The following is a 13,715-nucleotide window of genomic DNA, read 5'->3' on the forward strand; positions in this document are numbered from 1 at the left end:
AGAGCGCCCCCTTAGTATGATCCGGATGACCTCTTGTTCAATGCGCACAGCTACGGTCCGGGATTCTACCGGACTCGGATTTGGGGTGAGATCGGCCGTGAAACCAGCGCGAACGGCCTATATCCGGCTCCGGACCCCGACGATTCTACCAATGGTGTTCAACTGAAAGGGTTCAGGTTCCGGGCCGGAACAAGGTGGGCCGCTGCCGCTCAAAGGTCTGCCGGCCGCGCTTGAAACCCATCACGACATCAGGCAGCTCGGCGATGGCGAAGCGGCTATCTTTCGTATCGAGGACGATAAGATCGGCGAGATTTCCGACCTTGATGCCGTAATCGGCAAGGTTCATCAGCCGGGCCGGCTGTTCGGTCACGAGATCGAGGCAGGTGTCGAAATCGTTCACCGCGACGTGCGCGACATTGGCGTAGAAGTTCGCCATCCGTAGCAGCGAGGCATCGCCGAACGGCGTGAAGGGATTGAGCACGTTGTTGGTCGCAACCGAGCATACGACGCCATCGCCCGCGAGCTTGTGGGCGAGCGTCAGTCCGCGCGGCGCGTTGTGGGTGGACTCGCGGCCCATCAGATAGAGATCTGTCGCGGGCAGCACGGTGACGGCGACGCCGGCTCTTGCCAGCTGCGCGCTGGCAGCCTTCATCCGATCCGGCGGCAGGGCCGAGAGTTTTGTCGCATGGCCGATCGCGACCCGTCCGTGATAGTTGCGCCGCTCGGTCTGCCGGCAGACTTCGTCGAGATGGCACCAGGAGGGATCGAGATCGAAATCCAGGTGAAGGTCGACGTCGACGTCAAATTCCTGCGCGAGATCGAAGATGCGCGCGAGATGCGCGTTCGGATCGGTATCGGTATAGGGACAGCCGCCGATCACGTCGCCGCCGTCGCGCAAGGACTGGATCAGCAGGTCCTCAGCTCCGGGATCGTTGGTCAGGCCTTCCTGCGGAAACACGCAGAGCGACAGGTCGATGGCCCAGGCGTAATCGCGTTTCAGCGCTTTCACCGCTTCGAAGCTCCGCAGGCCGATCCGTGGATCGATCTCCACATGCGTGCGCATCCGCGTCGTGCCGTGCACGATCGCGCGCTCCAGCACCTTGGCGCCGCGGGCGTAGACGTCCTCGACGGTGAAGTCGCGTTTAATCGCCGACACGGCCCGAATGGCGTCGCCGAGACTGGCGTGATCGTGCCCGCAGCGGTCGAGCAGGCAGGCCTTGTCGAGGTGGATATGGGTATCGACGAAGCCGGGCAAAGCCAGATGACCGCCGAGATCGACGTCGAGCGTTTCGCAGGCGAGCTGTGACTCGATCGCGGCGATGCGGCCGCCCTTCACGCCGATATCGACGGGTGCGGCCGACGATCGCAACAGCGCGTTACGGAAGATCAGGTCGAAGGCGGGCTGGGTGATCATGGCTCTTGCGGACGGAATTTAGAGCAAGCGGCCGGGATCGGCGGCTCCAGATTCTCGGCAGTGTAGCGAGGCAAATGTCCAAAATATATGCATGGATCTTGTGCGAGTGGCGGTACTATTCCGTAAATTCCGGGAGACCCAGAGATGTCCGTTGCCGTCAAAACCGAAGCCGCTCCATTGTCCGACGCCGCAATCGTGGAGGCCTATCTCACGGCATCGATGATCCCGGATCCGGATGCTGCGGCAGCCTATATGGCGCCGGGCACGGTGATCACCTTCACCGGCGGAAACACGTTCGATCATCCGCGCGGCCCGACCGCCTTCAACGCCAAGCGCTACCGCTGGGTCAAGAAGAAGATGGACCGGTTCGACGTCTGCCCCGGCGACGGCGAAACGGTGGTTTACAGCGTCGGCACGCTCTACGGCGAGTGGAAGGACGGGACCCCCTTCGAGGGCAACCGTTACGTCGATCGCTTCGTGGTGCGCGACGGCAAGATCATCAAGATGGATGTCTGGAACGACAGCGCCGAGCGCATCCTGATCCGGCACGGCATCGAAGCGTAAGAGCCGTCTCGCGTATCGAAAGCCGGGATAGCTGATAGGCGCAAGCGCGTCTGGCGGCCGGTGCGCGCCTGCGCTATCAACGCGCTCGATTGCGCCCGGCAAGGAGGCGCGAGACCCCTTGAGGAGCAGCCGATGCGTCTACCTACCGTTATTCTGGCCCTGACATGTCTTGCGAGTGCCGCCTCGGCCGAGGACCTCTCGGGCACGCTTCAGAAGATCAAGGAGACCAAGAAGATCACGCTGGGCTATCAGGAGGCCTCCGTCCCGTTCAGCTATCTGGACGGCAACCAGAAGCCGGTCGGCTTCGCCATGGACATCTGCCTCAAGATCGTCGATGCCGTGAAGAAGCAGCTGGGCATGCGCGACATCGCCGTCGACACGCTCGCCGTGACCTCGTCGAACCGGATCCCGTTGATGGTCAACGGCACGCTCGATCTGCACTGCTCGGCGACCACGAACAACGCCGATCGCCAGAAGCAGGTCGCCTTCACCAACACGCATTTCCTCAGCGCGACGCGGTTCGCCGCCAAGAAGGCCGCGAAGATCAACACCATCGACGATCTCAAGGGCAAGGCGGTCACGGCCGTGGCCGGGTCGGTCAACCTGACGCAGCTCGCCAAGGTCAACACCGAGCGCAATCTCGGCCTCAACGTGATGCCGGCGAAGGACCAGGCCGAGGCTTTCCTGTTGCTGGAGACCGACCGCGCCCAGGCCTATGCACTCGATGACGTGCAGCTGGCGGTTGCGATCGCGCGCTCCAAGGAGCCGCAAGCCTACATGATCAGCGAGGAGGCGTTCTCGAAGCCGGAGCCTTACGGCATCATGCTGCGCCGGGAGGATGCGCCTTTCAAGGCGCTGGCCGATCGGGCAACGGGGGAGCTCTACGCAAGCCCGGAGATCGAGGTGCTCTACAAGAAATGGCTGCAATCGCCGACGCCGCCGAACGGCCTCAATTACAACGTCCCGATGTCGTCCGCCTTGCGCAACGCTTTCAAGAAGCCGAGCTCGAGCGCCGATCCCGACGTCTATGTGGTCAACTGAGGCGAGGGAAGAGCGCCGTTCCTACGCGTTCGAATATTTCCTCAGCTCCAGCCGCGCGATCTGGTTGCGATGGACCTCATCCGGTCCATCGGCCAGACGCAGCAAGCGTGCGGTCGCATAGGCGTGCGTCAAGCCGAAATCGTTTGAGGTGCCGCCGCCGCCATGGGCCTGGATCGCCCAGTCGATGATCTGGCAGGCCATGTTGGGCACGGCGACCTTGATCATCGCGATCTCGGCTTTCGCCACCTTGTTGCCGACCGTGTCCATGGCAGAGGCGGCGTTGAGCGTCAGCAGCCGGGCCTGCTCGATCATGATGCGGGCCTCCGCGATGCGCTCCTGCGTCACCGTCTGCTCGGAAACCGGCTTGCCGAAGGCAACCCGGCTGCGCACGCGGCGGCACATTTTCTCCAGCGTGCGCTCGGCGAGGCCAATCAGCCGCATGCAATGGTGGATGCGGCCGGGACCGAGGCGGCCCTGCGCGATCTCGAAGCCGCGGCCCTCGCCGAGCAGCATGTTTTCCCGCGGCACCCGCACATTGGTGAAGACGACCTCGGAGGCGCGGTCGGGCACGCCGTAGAAGCCAAACACGGGAAGGGGACGCTTGACCTCGATGCCGGGCGTATCCATCGGCACGAGAATCATGGACTGCTGCTTGTGGCGGTCGGGATTGTCAGGGTCGGTCTTGCCCATGAAGATGCAGATCTTGCAGCGGGGATCTGTTGCATTGGTCGTGTACCATTTGCGGCCGTTGATGACGTAGTGGTCGCCGTCGCGCACGATCGAGCTTTCGATGTTGGTCGCGTCCGATGAGGCGACCGCCGGCTCGGTCATGGCGAAGCAGGAGCGGATCTCGCCCGCGAGCAACGGCTTCAGCCAGCGCTCCTTGTCCTTCTCGCTGCCATAGCGCTCCAGCACCTCCATGTTGCCGGTGTCGGGCGCCGAGCAGTTGAACACTTCGGGCGCAAGATGCGAGCGGCCCATCACCTCGCAGAGCGGGGCATAGTCGAGATTGGAAAGACCCGCGCCATGGCTGGATTCCGGCAGGAACAGATTCCAGAGGCCCTCCGCGCGCGCCAGCGGCTTCAATTCCTCGACGACCGGATAGACCTTCCACGGCCCGAGTTCCTCGGCCTCACGATAGAAGCGCTCCTCGTTCGGATAGATGTGCCGGTCCATGAAGCTCTCGAGCTTGCGCTTGAGCTCGACGACCTTTGGCGACATCGGGTACAGCATCTCTGGTCTCCTTGATCGAAGGGCGGGCGGCTCACGCGACCCGGTACTCTTTGAATCTATCGCGCAGGGCCGACTTCAGCACCTTGCCGGTCCCCGTCATCGGAAACTCGTCGAGGAATTCGACGGCGTCGGGCATCCACCAGCTCGCGATCTTCGGACGCATATGGTCGAGCAGCGACTTGCCGTCGACGCTCGCGCCTTTCTTGCGGACGACGAGGAGCAGGGGACGCTCCTGCCATTTCTCATGGTGGATCGCGACCACCGCGGCCTGCAGCACATCGGGATGCGACAGTGCGACGTCCTCGAGCTGGATCGATGAGATCCATTCGCCGCCGGATTTGATCACGTCCTTGGAGCGGTCGGTCAGCGTGACGTGGCCTTGAGGGTCGATCACCGCCATGTCGCCGGTGATCAGCCAGCCGTCGCGGTCGAGACCTTCTTCCAGCTTCATGTAGCCGGAGGCGACCCAGGGGCCGCGGGCGCGAAGATGTCCGACGGTCTTGCCATCGCGCGGCAGCTCGTTTCCGGCGTCATCGACGATGCGAAGAGAGGTGCCGAAGCAGGCACGGCCGGACACCTGGCGGCGGTCGAATTTCTCCTTCTCGCTGAGGTGCTCCGAGCCCGGCCGCAGGCCCGGCATCGAGCAGCCCAGGGCCTCGGTCATGCCCCAGGCCTGGATGTAGTCGATGCCGTAGTCGCGCTTCAGCTTCTCGACCATCGCGCGCGGCGGGGCCGAGCCAGACGACAACGTTGCGCGCAGGGTCGAGAACCTGTTGCCGGTACGCCCGAGCCAGTCGAGTAGGATCAGCCAGAAGCTCGGCACGCCGGCCGACAGCGTCACCTTCTCGCCTTCGAGCAGTTCATAGAGCTTGTCGGGCTCGTAGTTACGGCCGGGCAGCACCAGCTTGGAGCCGGTATAGGGCGCGGTGAACGGCATGTTCCAGCCATTGCCGTGGAACAGCGGCGCCATCGGCATCATCACCTCGCGCACGCCCTCGACATGTCCCGGCAGGAAGTCGAAATTGCAGCAGGTCATGGTCTGCAGGATCGCGGCGCGGTGTGAATAGATCACGCCCTTGGGATTGCCCGTGGTGCCCGAGGTGTAGCAGATCGTCGAGGCCGACTTCTCGTCGAACTCCGGCCAAGCGAAGCCGGCCTCGTTCTCGCGCGCCAGAAGCTCCTCGTAGCAATGCACGTTCTCTAGCTTCGTCTCCGGCATCCGCTCGCGCGAGGACATCACGACGTAAGCCTCGACCGTCTTGAGCTGCGGCGCGATCGCTTCGACCAGCGGCAGCGTGGCGCGGTCGATGAACAGCAGGCGGTCTTCGGCGTGGTTGATGATGTAGACGAGCTGCTCGGGAAACAGCCTGGGATTGACAGTGTGCAGCACGTAGCCCATGCCCGGCGCGGCGTAGAACATCTCGAAATGCCGATGGGTGTTCCAGGCCAGCGTGCCGACGCGGTCGCCTTGCTTCATGCCGAGCCGCTTCAACGCCAGCGCCATACGCTTGATGCGGGGATGCGCGTCCGCATAGGTGTAGCGATGAATGTCGCCCTCGATCTCGCGCGCGACGATCTCGGCTTCGCCGTGATAGTCGGCCGCATACTGGATCAGGCCGCTGATCAGAAGCGGCATGTCCATCATCAATCCCTGCATGGTCTCCTCCGGAAGCCACGTCGTTGCGCGGCGTACGCTTGTGATTTGCGCGCGAGGTTAGCGGAACGTCTCGCGACGTTCACGCAAAAAGCATTGGACGCGATTGCATGCCTCACTTTTTCGGGGCTAACGTGAGGCGAGCTGCCGGCGAAGCAGCGCTCTGCTTGGAGGACGTGCATGGCAGCGGAAAGACACAAGACCGGTGTAGCCGGCGAGCCTACCGTGGACATCGCGACTCTTCGTGCGCGCTATCGCGAGGAGCGCGATCGCCGTTTGCGTGCCGAAGGCAAGGCTCAATATGTCGAGGTGGCAGGCGGCTTCAGTCGCTACCTCGACGATCCCTGGGCCGATCCAGGCTTCGCGCGCGCACCTGTCACTGAAGAGACCGAGGTTGTTGTCGTCGGCGGCGGCTTCGGCGGGCTGCTCTGTAGCGCGCGCTTGCGCGAGGCCGGCATCGATGATTTCCGCATCGTGGAAAAGGCTGCCGATTTCGGCGGCACCTGGTACTGGAATCGTTATCCTGGAGCTGCCTGCGATACCGAGAGCTACATCTACCTGCCGCTCCTGGAAGAGACCGGCTACATGCCGGTGCGCAAATACGCCCGGGCGCCGGAGATCTACGAGCACTCCCGCCGCATCGGCCGTCATTTCGGTCTCTACGAGCGCGCGCTGTTTCAGACCGTCATCTGCCGCATGGTGTGGCGAGAGGAGGAGGCGCGTTGGCTGGTCGAGACCGATCGGGGCGATCAGATCCGCGCACGTTTCGTCATTCTCGCCGGAGGCCCGCTCAGCCGCCCGAAGTTGCCGGGCATTCCCGGCATCGAGAGCTTCAAGGGCCACAGCTTCCACACCAGCCGCTGGGACTACGGCTACACCGGCGGCACCGCTGATGGCGGTCTGACCGGACTGGCCGACAAGCGCGTCGGCATCATCGGCACCGGCGCCACCGCGGTGCAATGCGTGCCGCATCTCGGCCGTTCGGCGAAGGAGCTCTATGTGTTTCAGCGCACGCCGTCAGCGATCGGCGTGCGCGACGACCGTCCGACGGATCCGGGCTGGGCAGAGAGCCTGAAGGCGGGCTGGCAGCGCGAGCGCATGGACAATTTCACTGCCGTGATCTCAGGCGAGCCGTTCGAGCGGGATCTGGTGCAGGACGGCTGGACCGGCCTGCTCGGCGAGATCTTGCTCGCGCCGCGCCGGCAGCCGCAACCGGTCTCCTCGATGGAGGAGGCGCTGAAGGTCATCGAGCAGGCCGACTACCGCAAGATGGAGGAGATCCGCGCCCGGGTCGACGCGGTCGTCAAGGACAAGGCGACGGCGGAGGCGCTCAAGCCCTGGTACAAGGCGTTCTGCAAGCGGCCATGCTTTCACGACGAATATCTCGACACTTTCAATCGTCCCAACGTTCATCTCGTCGACACCAAAGGACAGGGTGTCGATCGCATCACCGGGAATGCCGTCGTGGCCGGCGGCAATGCCTATGAGCTCGACTGCCTGATCTACGCCAGCGGCTTCGAGGTCGGCACCGATTACGCCCGGCGCATGGGCTTTGAAGTCTATGGCCGCGGCGGCATGAGCCTGTCCGAACGCTGGCAGGACGGCGTCAAGACGATGCATGGCTTCTATAGCCGCGGCTTCCCGAATTGCTTCCTGATCGTCACCGTGCAGGCCGGCCAGAGCGCCAACTTCCCGCACATCATCGACGAGCAATCGCAGCACATCGCCTATGTCATCGACCAGGCGCGCAAGCGCGGCGCCCGAACGCTGGAGCCGACGGTCGCCGCCGAGAATGCCTGGGTCGACGAGGTCGTTAAAGCCGCGATCGGCCGGCAGACCTATCTCGCCGAATGCACGCCCGGCTACTACAACAATGAAGGCGTGTTCGATCCGATCGCGGCAAGAAACAGCCAATATTGGCGCGGACCGGTGGCGTTCCTGCGGCTGCTCGACAAATGGCGGAAGGAAGGCAATCTGGCGGGTCTGGAATTGACCTATGATCGCGCCATGGAGTCGGCGCCTTTGACGGGGTAAGATTGCCGATCGGTACAGGACGGGAGACGCCAGGTATGATCAGGGGCAGGGCTGTTGCGGGGGCGGTTTTTGGCGCGATGGCGCTGTTTGGTTGCCTGGCGCCCGCCGTCGAGGCGGCCACTTGCGGCAACGGGCCCGGCGGGTTCGAGGCCTGGAAGCGCGAGTTCAGCGCGGAGGCGCAAGGCAAGGGCATCGGTCAGACCGCGCTCTCGGCCCTGATGCAGACCAATTACGCCAGCGCCACCATCGCGGCCGACCGCGGCCAGCGCAGCTTTTCACTGACGCTCGACCAGTTCCTCGCCAAGCGCGGCGCCACCACCATCGTCGCCAAGGGGCGGCAGCTCAAGCAGTCGCAGGCCGCCTTGTTCGCCTCGATCCAGCAGCGCTATGGCGTCCCGCCCGGACCCTTGATCGCGATATGGGGCATGGAGACCGGTTTCGGCAGCCAGCGCGGCAACCAGAACATGCTGTCGTCTATCGCGACCCTTGCCTATGATTGCCGCCGTCCCGAATTCTTCACCGACCAGCTCTACGCCGCGCTGAAGCTGATCGACCGCGGCACGCTGTCGGGGACGACCCGCGGCTCCATGCACGGGGAGGTGGGCCAGACCCAGTTCATGCCCAAGAGCATCCTGGCCTATGGCACCGGCAACCTCGAGGTGGCCGCCAACGCGCTGAACTCGACGGCGAATTTCCTGAAGGCTCATGGCTGGCGCGCGGGAGCCGGGTACCAGCCCGGCGAGCCGAATTTCGCCGCGATCGAGGCGTGGAATGCGGCCGGCGTTTATCAAAAGGCGATCGCCTTGATGGGCCGGCAAATCGACGAAGGCGGAGCGGCGGCCGCCTCGCGCTGACCAGTTCAGCAAGGCGTGATGCGTCGGCGCGAGAAAATTGTTGCCATCAGGAACCGACGGCACGACGTTTGCTTTGATCAGATTCAGGGCTGGGCATGAGGAGACTCAACATGGCAACCCAGATCGTGATGGACCAGACGGGCGATACACGCCACGAGTTTGATCCTGGCAATGCCGAAGCGCTGGCGCGAGCCGAACGGCGCTTTCGGGAGCTGACCGGGGCCGGCTTCACCGCCGCCCTGCGAACCGGACCTGGCGAGGTCACCCGCATCAAATCGTTCGACCCGGCCGCGCAGGAAACGCTGTTCTATCCCCGTCTGGTCGGCGGTTGATCTGAGCTGCACATGATCGCGGCAGTTTGGCTCCGCGCGCCGGCGCGTGCGCGTTTGCATGCGCTGCGTGAACTCTATCGGCGGTTCTTCGGCGAGAACACGCCGGATGCTCGTGGCCGCCGGCTTCTGGCCGAATGGCTGTCGCCGGCGCAGCGTGCACAGTTCGAAGAGCGCCGCTATTTCGATGTCGTCGGCTGTGACACCGGCAAGACATACCGCATCCACTACGGCACGGCCGCCAATGTTCACGAGATCGACGAGGCCGGGCATGCGACGATGGGCTGGTGCTTCGTCCCGTCAGGCTTTCTCGTCCCGGGCGATGTGATGCTGGCGCAGAAGATCGGGCTCGAAACGGACGAGCTGGGCACGTTGGCGCTCGCCAACCGCTTTCCACCGGCAACGCATTCAGAGCATTTCTACCGGCGACCATTCTAGTGCCGGAGAAGCGAACCGATCAGGAATGCGTGGTGCGGTAGGCATCCAGCGCATGCGCTGCGAAAACGCCAACGCTGCAAAGGGCCAGAAGGGCGGAGATCAGCTCGATCATAACTCGTCCTCCCGTAGCGGCTGGGCGACGAGGTTCTGACAGCAGGAATATTCGTAGATCAGGTCGAGAAGGAATTGCATGGTGGCCGTCCCTGTACTTGTTTTGACAACCACTTAACTGGCGATCTGTTTCAGGGATGTTTCGTCCCGTCAGGAATGCGGTTTCGCGGGGAACCCGACGGGCGGGTTTGTGCGCTGCGGCCGCCCCAAATGCCGGAGCCGGATAAGGAGGAAGGCTGGCGCGGACCCTTGCGGCTCGCCCACGGAGGTGGTCATCTCGGCCCGGGGAATGCGCTGGAGGCTGACATGACACGATTCATTTGCGCCGCTTTGCTGGCCGCGAGCGTCCTCGGGGCAGGGCCGGCGCTGGCGCAAAAATCCAAGGTCGGTGACTGGACCATCGAGAAGCGGACGCAAGACACCCATTGCAATGCAAGCCGGGGCTACAAGGACAAGGACGACGAGAACCGCGACTACGTCATCGTGATCACCTATTCCGAGAAGACGATCGTGATCGTGATGATCTACGACGGCTGGGAATGGGAGACGGTCGGCGAGATCCTTCGGGCCGATGTCGGCACCGATGATGCGGACATCATGAAGAAGGCGAAGTGGGAGGTCATGGACAGGACCACCGTGCGCGGCATCTTCGAGTACGACCAGTCGATGATGGACCGCCTGTCGAAGGCCAAACGCCTCACGCTCGACTTCGAAGACGATGACGACGACAGCATCGAGATGCAGATACCGCGCGCCGGCGAAGCGCTGGCCGCGCTGAAGTTCTGCGAGGAGAATCGGAAATAAGCGATGCGAACTTGGTCCCGCCGGGGGCTGCCGCGGCGGGACGTCGGTCACTCTGCAGGCCCATGAACAGGCGCCGCACTGGTGTCGCTGCCGTGATGCGTCAGCGGCTTCATGCCGGTGACGGTCCGCAGCAGCACGTAGAACACCGGCGTCAGGAACAGGCCGAACACGGTGACGCCGATCATGCCGGAGAACACGGCAACGCCCATCGCGCGGCGCATCTCCGAGCCGGCGCCGGTCGAGAGCACCAGCGGCAGCACGCCCATGATGAACGCCATCGACGTCATCAGGATCGGACGAAGCCGCAACCGGCTCGCCTCGATCGCGGCCCGGATCGGCGTGCGGCCCGCGAATTCGAGCTCCCGCGCGAATTCGACGATCAGGATCGCGTTCTTGGCCGAGAGCCCGACGAGAACGATCAGACCGATCTGGGTGAAGACGTTGTTGTCGCCCTTGGAGACCCAGACGCCAAACATCGCAGCGAGCAAGCCCATCGGCACGATCATGATGATCGAGAGCGGCAGTGTCAGGCTCTCATAAAGCGCGGCCAGCACCAGGAAGACCAGCAGGATCGCCAGCGGGAACACCCAGATGCCGGAATTGCCGGCGATGAACTCCTGATAGGTCAGGTCGGTCCATTCGAAGGCGAAACCGGGCGGCAGCACCTCGGCCGCGATCCGCGTCGCCGCCTCCTGGGCCTGACCCGAGGAGAAGCCGGGCGCGGCCGCCGCGTTGATGTCGGATGACAGGAAGCCGTTGTAGCGGATCGCGCGCTCCGGCCCCGCGCTCTGGCGGATCGTGAGCAGCGCCGACAACGGCACCATGTCGCCCGAGGACGAGCGCACCTTCAACTGCCTGATGTCGTCGGCACGCGCACGGAACGGCGCGTCGGCCTGCACGCGGACCGAATAGGTGCGGCCGAACTTGTTGAAGTCGTTGACGTAGTAGGAGCCGAGGTAGATCTGCAGCGTGTTGAAGACCTCGGTGACGGGCACGCCGAGTTGCAGCGCCTTGGTGCGGTCGATGTCGGCGAACAGCTGGGGCACGTTGACCTGGAAGCTCGAGAACACGCCGGCGATCTCCGGCGCCTTCTGCATCGCCGCCATGAAGGCGTTAGTCGCTTCGTTCAGGGCCTCATAGCCGAGGCCGGCACGGTCCTCGATCTGCAGCTTGAAGCCACCGATGGTGCCGAGGCCGTTGACCGGCGGCGGCGGGAACATGGCGATGAAGGCTTCCTGAATGCCGGCATATTTCTTGTTCAGCTCGGCGGCGATGGCATTCCCGCTCAGCGCGGGATCCTTGCGCTCGTCGAACGGTTTGAGCGTCGAGAACACGATGCCGGCATTGGACGAGTTGGTGAAGCCGGAGATTGAGAGCCCCGGGAAAGCCACCGAGCTCTCGACACCGGGCTGGGTCAGCGCGATGTCGCTCATCTTGCGGATCACCTCTTCGCTGCGGTCGAGCGCGGCGCCATCGGGCAGGCGGGCGAAGCCGACGAGGTACTGCTTGTCCTGACCCGGCACGAAGCCGCCCGGCACCTGCTGGAACAGGAGCGCGGTGAGGCCGACCAGCGCGGCGTAAAGACCCATCACCGCGGCCTTGCCCGAGATCACCCGAGTGACGCTGCTGCCGTAGTTCTCCGACGAGCGTGTGAAGGCCTTGTTGAAGCCACGGAAGAACCAACCAAGGCTCTTTTCCATGATCAGCGTCAGCCGGTCCTTCGGCTCGTTGCGCCCCTTGAGCAGCAGCGCGGACAGCGCCGGCGACAGTGTCAGCGAGTTGACGGCGGAGATCACGGTCGAGATCGCGATCGTCAATGCGAATTGCTTGTAGAACTGCCCGGTGAGGCCGGAGATGAAGGCGAGCGGCACGAACACCGCGATCAGCACCATCGCGATGGCGATGATCGGTCCCGACACCTCGCGCATCGCCTGATAGGTGGCATCGCGCGGCGATAGCCCGGACTCGATGTTGCGCTCGACGTTCTCGACCACGACGATGGCGTCGTCGACGACGATGCCGATCGCGAGCACAAGGCCAAACAGGCTGAGCGCGTTGATGGAGAAGCCGAACACGTGCATCACGGCAAAGGTGCCGACGATCGACACCGGCACCGCCAGCAGCGGGATGATCGAGGCGCGCCAGGTCTGCAGGAACAGGATCACGACCAGTACCACCAGCGCGATCGCTTCCAGCAGCGTATGGATCACCGCCTCGATCGAGGAGCGCACGAACTGGGTGGGGTCGTAGACGATCTGGTAAGACACGCCTTCCGGCATGTTCTTCTTGATCTCGGCCATGGTGGCGCGGACGTTGTCGGAGATCTGCAGCGCGTTGGAGCCGGGCGCCTGGAAGATCGGGATCGCCACCGCCTGCTTGTTGTCCAGCAGCGAGCGCAGGCCGTATTCGGAGGCCCCGAGCTCGATGCGCGCGAGGTCGCGCAGGCGCACGACCTCGCCGCGCGTGCCGGTCTTGACCACGATGTCGCCGAACTGCTCCTCGTTCGCGAGGCGGCCTTCGGCGTTGACGGACAATTGCAGGTCGATGCCCTTCACGTTCGGGGAGGAGCCGACCACGCCGGCGGCGGCCTCGACGTTCTGCGCCTGGATCGCCCTGACGATGTCGCTTGCGGTCAGGCCGTGCTCGGCGGCCTTCTGCGGATCGACCCAGACCCGCATCGAATAGTCGCCGGCGCCATAGAGCTGCACGTCGCCGACGCCGTCGATCCGCGCGAGCCGGTCCTTGACGTTGAGCACCGCGTAGTTGCGCAGATACGTCATGTCGTAGCGGCCGTTCGGCGACAACAGATGCACGACCATGGTGAGGTCGGGCGACGACTTCTTGGTGATGATGCCGAGCTGGCGCACCACGGCGGGCAGGCGCGGCTCGGCCTGCTGCACGCGGTTCTGCACCAGCTGCGTCGCCTTGTCCGGGTCGGTGCCGAGGCGGAACGTCACCGTCAGCGTCATCGCGCCGTCGGTGGTCGCCTGGCTCGACATGTACAGCATGTTCTCGACGCCGTTGATCTGCTCCTCGATCGGCGTCGCCACCGTTTCCGCAATCACCTTGGGATTGGCGCCGGGATAGGTCGCGCGCACCACGACGGAAGGCGGTACCACGTCGGGATATTCGGAGATCGGCATCGCGAACAGCGAGATCAAGCCGGCAAGGAAGATCAGGACCGACAGCACGCCGGCGAAAATCGGACGATCGATGAAGAACTTTGAGAGATTCATGGT

At 64.0% G+C, this 13,715-nt stretch carries 11 protein-coding genes; 7 read left to right on the plus strand and 4 right to left on the minus strand.

Annotated features, from left to right (window positions below; genetic code table 11):
- Positions 1-172 precede the first annotated feature (172 nt).
- Positions 173-1,414 carry an amidohydrolase family protein gene (locus DCM79_RS30955; protein WP_257177806.1) on the minus strand — a complete coding sequence of 414 codons (1,242 nt, stop codon included), beginning with the start codon at positions 1,412-1,414 and terminating at the stop codon, positions 173-175.
- Positions 1,415-1,558: 144 nt separating this feature from the next.
- Here DCM79_RS30955 and DCM79_RS30960 point away from each other — a divergent pair, with 144 nt between their 5' ends.
- Together DCM79_RS30960 and DCM79_RS30965 are read left to right on the plus strand one after the other, a co-directional pair.
- Positions 1,559-1,978 carry a nuclear transport factor 2 family protein gene (locus DCM79_RS30960; protein WP_257177807.1) on the plus strand — a complete coding sequence of 140 codons (420 nt, stop codon included), beginning with the start codon at positions 1,559-1,561 and terminating at the stop codon, positions 1,976-1,978.
- A 132-nt stretch (positions 1,979-2,110) separates the two neighbouring features.
- A complete protein-coding gene (locus DCM79_RS30965) occupies positions 2,111-3,019 on the plus strand; it encodes an amino acid ABC transporter substrate-binding protein (RefSeq protein WP_257177808.1) in 909 nt (302 codons plus the stop codon).
- Between the two features lie 21 nt (positions 3,020-3,040).
- On the opposite strand, the gene DCM79_RS30970 is transcribed toward DCM79_RS30965, so the two are convergent.
- Both DCM79_RS30970 and DCM79_RS30975 read right to left on the minus strand, forming a co-directional pair.
- Positions 3,041-4,252 carry an acyl-CoA dehydrogenase family protein gene (locus DCM79_RS30970; RefSeq protein ID WP_028135727.1) on the minus strand — a complete coding sequence of 404 codons (1,212 nt, stop codon included), beginning with the start codon at positions 4,250-4,252 and terminating at the stop codon, positions 3,041-3,043.
- A 31-nt stretch (positions 4,253-4,283) separates the two neighbouring features.
- Positions 4,284-5,909, minus strand: a complete 1,626-nt coding sequence (locus DCM79_RS30975; protein ID WP_257177809.1) for a long-chain fatty acid--CoA ligase — start codon at positions 5,907-5,909, stop codon at positions 4,284-4,286.
- A 177-nt stretch (positions 5,910-6,086) separates the two neighbouring features.
- Here DCM79_RS30975 and DCM79_RS30980 point away from each other — a divergent pair, with 177 nt between their 5' ends.
- The 5 genes from DCM79_RS30980 (at position 6,087) to DCM79_RS31000 (ending at position 10,476) form a co-directional block, all read left to right on the plus strand.
- Positions 6,087-7,940 (plus strand): NAD(P)/FAD-dependent oxidoreductase, encoded by a 1,854-nt coding sequence (locus DCM79_RS30980; RefSeq protein ID WP_257177810.1) that lies wholly within the window; start codon positions 6,087-6,089, stop codon positions 7,938-7,940.
- Positions 7,941-7,975: 35 nt separating this feature from the next.
- Entirely contained in the window at positions 7,976-8,794 is an 819-nt protein-coding gene (locus tag DCM79_RS30985) for a lytic transglycosylase domain-containing protein (RefSeq protein ID WP_257177811.1), read from the plus strand.
- Between the two features lie 110 nt (positions 8,795-8,904).
- The gene (locus DCM79_RS30990; protein WP_257177812.1) at positions 8,905-9,126 is read left to right on the plus strand and encodes a hypothetical protein; all 222 of its coding nucleotides are present in this window, start codon (positions 8,905-8,907) and stop codon (positions 9,124-9,126) included.
- 12 nt (positions 9,127-9,138) lie between these two features.
- Entirely contained in the window at positions 9,139-9,561 is a 423-nt protein-coding gene (locus DCM79_RS30995) for a hypothetical protein (RefSeq protein ID WP_257177813.1), read from the plus strand.
- Positions 9,562-9,978: 417 nt separating this feature from the next.
- Complete coding sequence (locus DCM79_RS31000) at positions 9,979-10,476, plus strand: hypothetical protein (RefSeq protein WP_257177814.1); 498 nt, start codon at positions 9,979-9,981, stop codon at positions 10,474-10,476.
- A 47-nt stretch (positions 10,477-10,523) separates the two neighbouring features.
- Here the strand turns inward: DCM79_RS31000 and DCM79_RS31005 are convergent, their stop codons facing one another.
- Positions 10,524-13,712 carry an efflux RND transporter permease subunit gene (locus DCM79_RS31005; protein WP_257177815.1) on the minus strand — a complete coding sequence of 1,063 codons (3,189 nt, stop codon included), beginning with the start codon at positions 13,710-13,712 and terminating at the stop codon, positions 10,524-10,526.
- Positions 13,713-13,715 lie beyond the last annotated feature (3 nt).

It is taken from the genome of Bradyrhizobium sp. WBOS07, from assembly GCF_024585165.1.
Classification (GTDB): Bacteria; Pseudomonadota; Alphaproteobacteria; order Rhizobiales; family Xanthobacteraceae; genus Bradyrhizobium; species Bradyrhizobium japonicum_B.

Excerpts from the sequence above, each read along its gene's own strand:
- DCM79_RS31000 (WP_257177814.1), top strand. The coding sequence starts at position 9,979 with ATGACACGATTCATTTGCGCCGCTTTGCTGGCCGCGAGCGTCCTCGGG.
- DCM79_RS30955 (WP_257177806.1), bottom strand. The coding sequence starts at position 1,414 with ATGATCACCCAGCCCGCCTTCGACCTGATCTTCCGTAACGCGCTGTTG.
- DCM79_RS31005 (WP_257177815.1), bottom strand. The coding sequence starts at position 13,712 with ATGAATCTCTCAAAGTTCTTCATCGATCGTCCGATTTTCGCCGGCGTG.
- DCM79_RS30960 (WP_257177807.1), top strand. The coding sequence starts at position 1,559 with ATGTCCGTTGCCGTCAAAACCGAAGCCGCTCCATTGTCCGACGCCGCA.
- DCM79_RS30990 (WP_257177812.1), top strand. The coding sequence starts at position 8,905 with ATGGCAACCCAGATCGTGATGGACCAGACGGGCGATACACGCCACGAG.
- DCM79_RS30975 (WP_257177809.1), bottom strand. The coding sequence starts at position 5,909 with ATGCAGGGATTGATGATGGACATGCCGCTTCTGATCAGCGGCCTGATC.
- DCM79_RS30965 (WP_257177808.1), top strand. The coding sequence starts at position 2,111 with ATGCGTCTACCTACCGTTATTCTGGCCCTGACATGTCTTGCGAGTGCC.
- DCM79_RS30985 (WP_257177811.1), top strand. The coding sequence starts at position 7,976 with ATGATCAGGGGCAGGGCTGTTGCGGGGGCGGTTTTTGGCGCGATGGCG.
- DCM79_RS30980 (WP_257177810.1), top strand. The coding sequence starts at position 6,087 with ATGGCAGCGGAAAGACACAAGACCGGTGTAGCCGGCGAGCCTACCGTG.
- DCM79_RS30995 (WP_257177813.1), top strand. The coding sequence starts at position 9,139 with ATGATCGCGGCAGTTTGGCTCCGCGCGCCGGCGCGTGCGCGTTTGCAT.
- DCM79_RS30970 (WP_028135727.1), bottom strand. The coding sequence starts at position 4,252 with ATGCTGTACCCGATGTCGCCAAAGGTCGTCGAGCTCAAGCGCAAGCTC.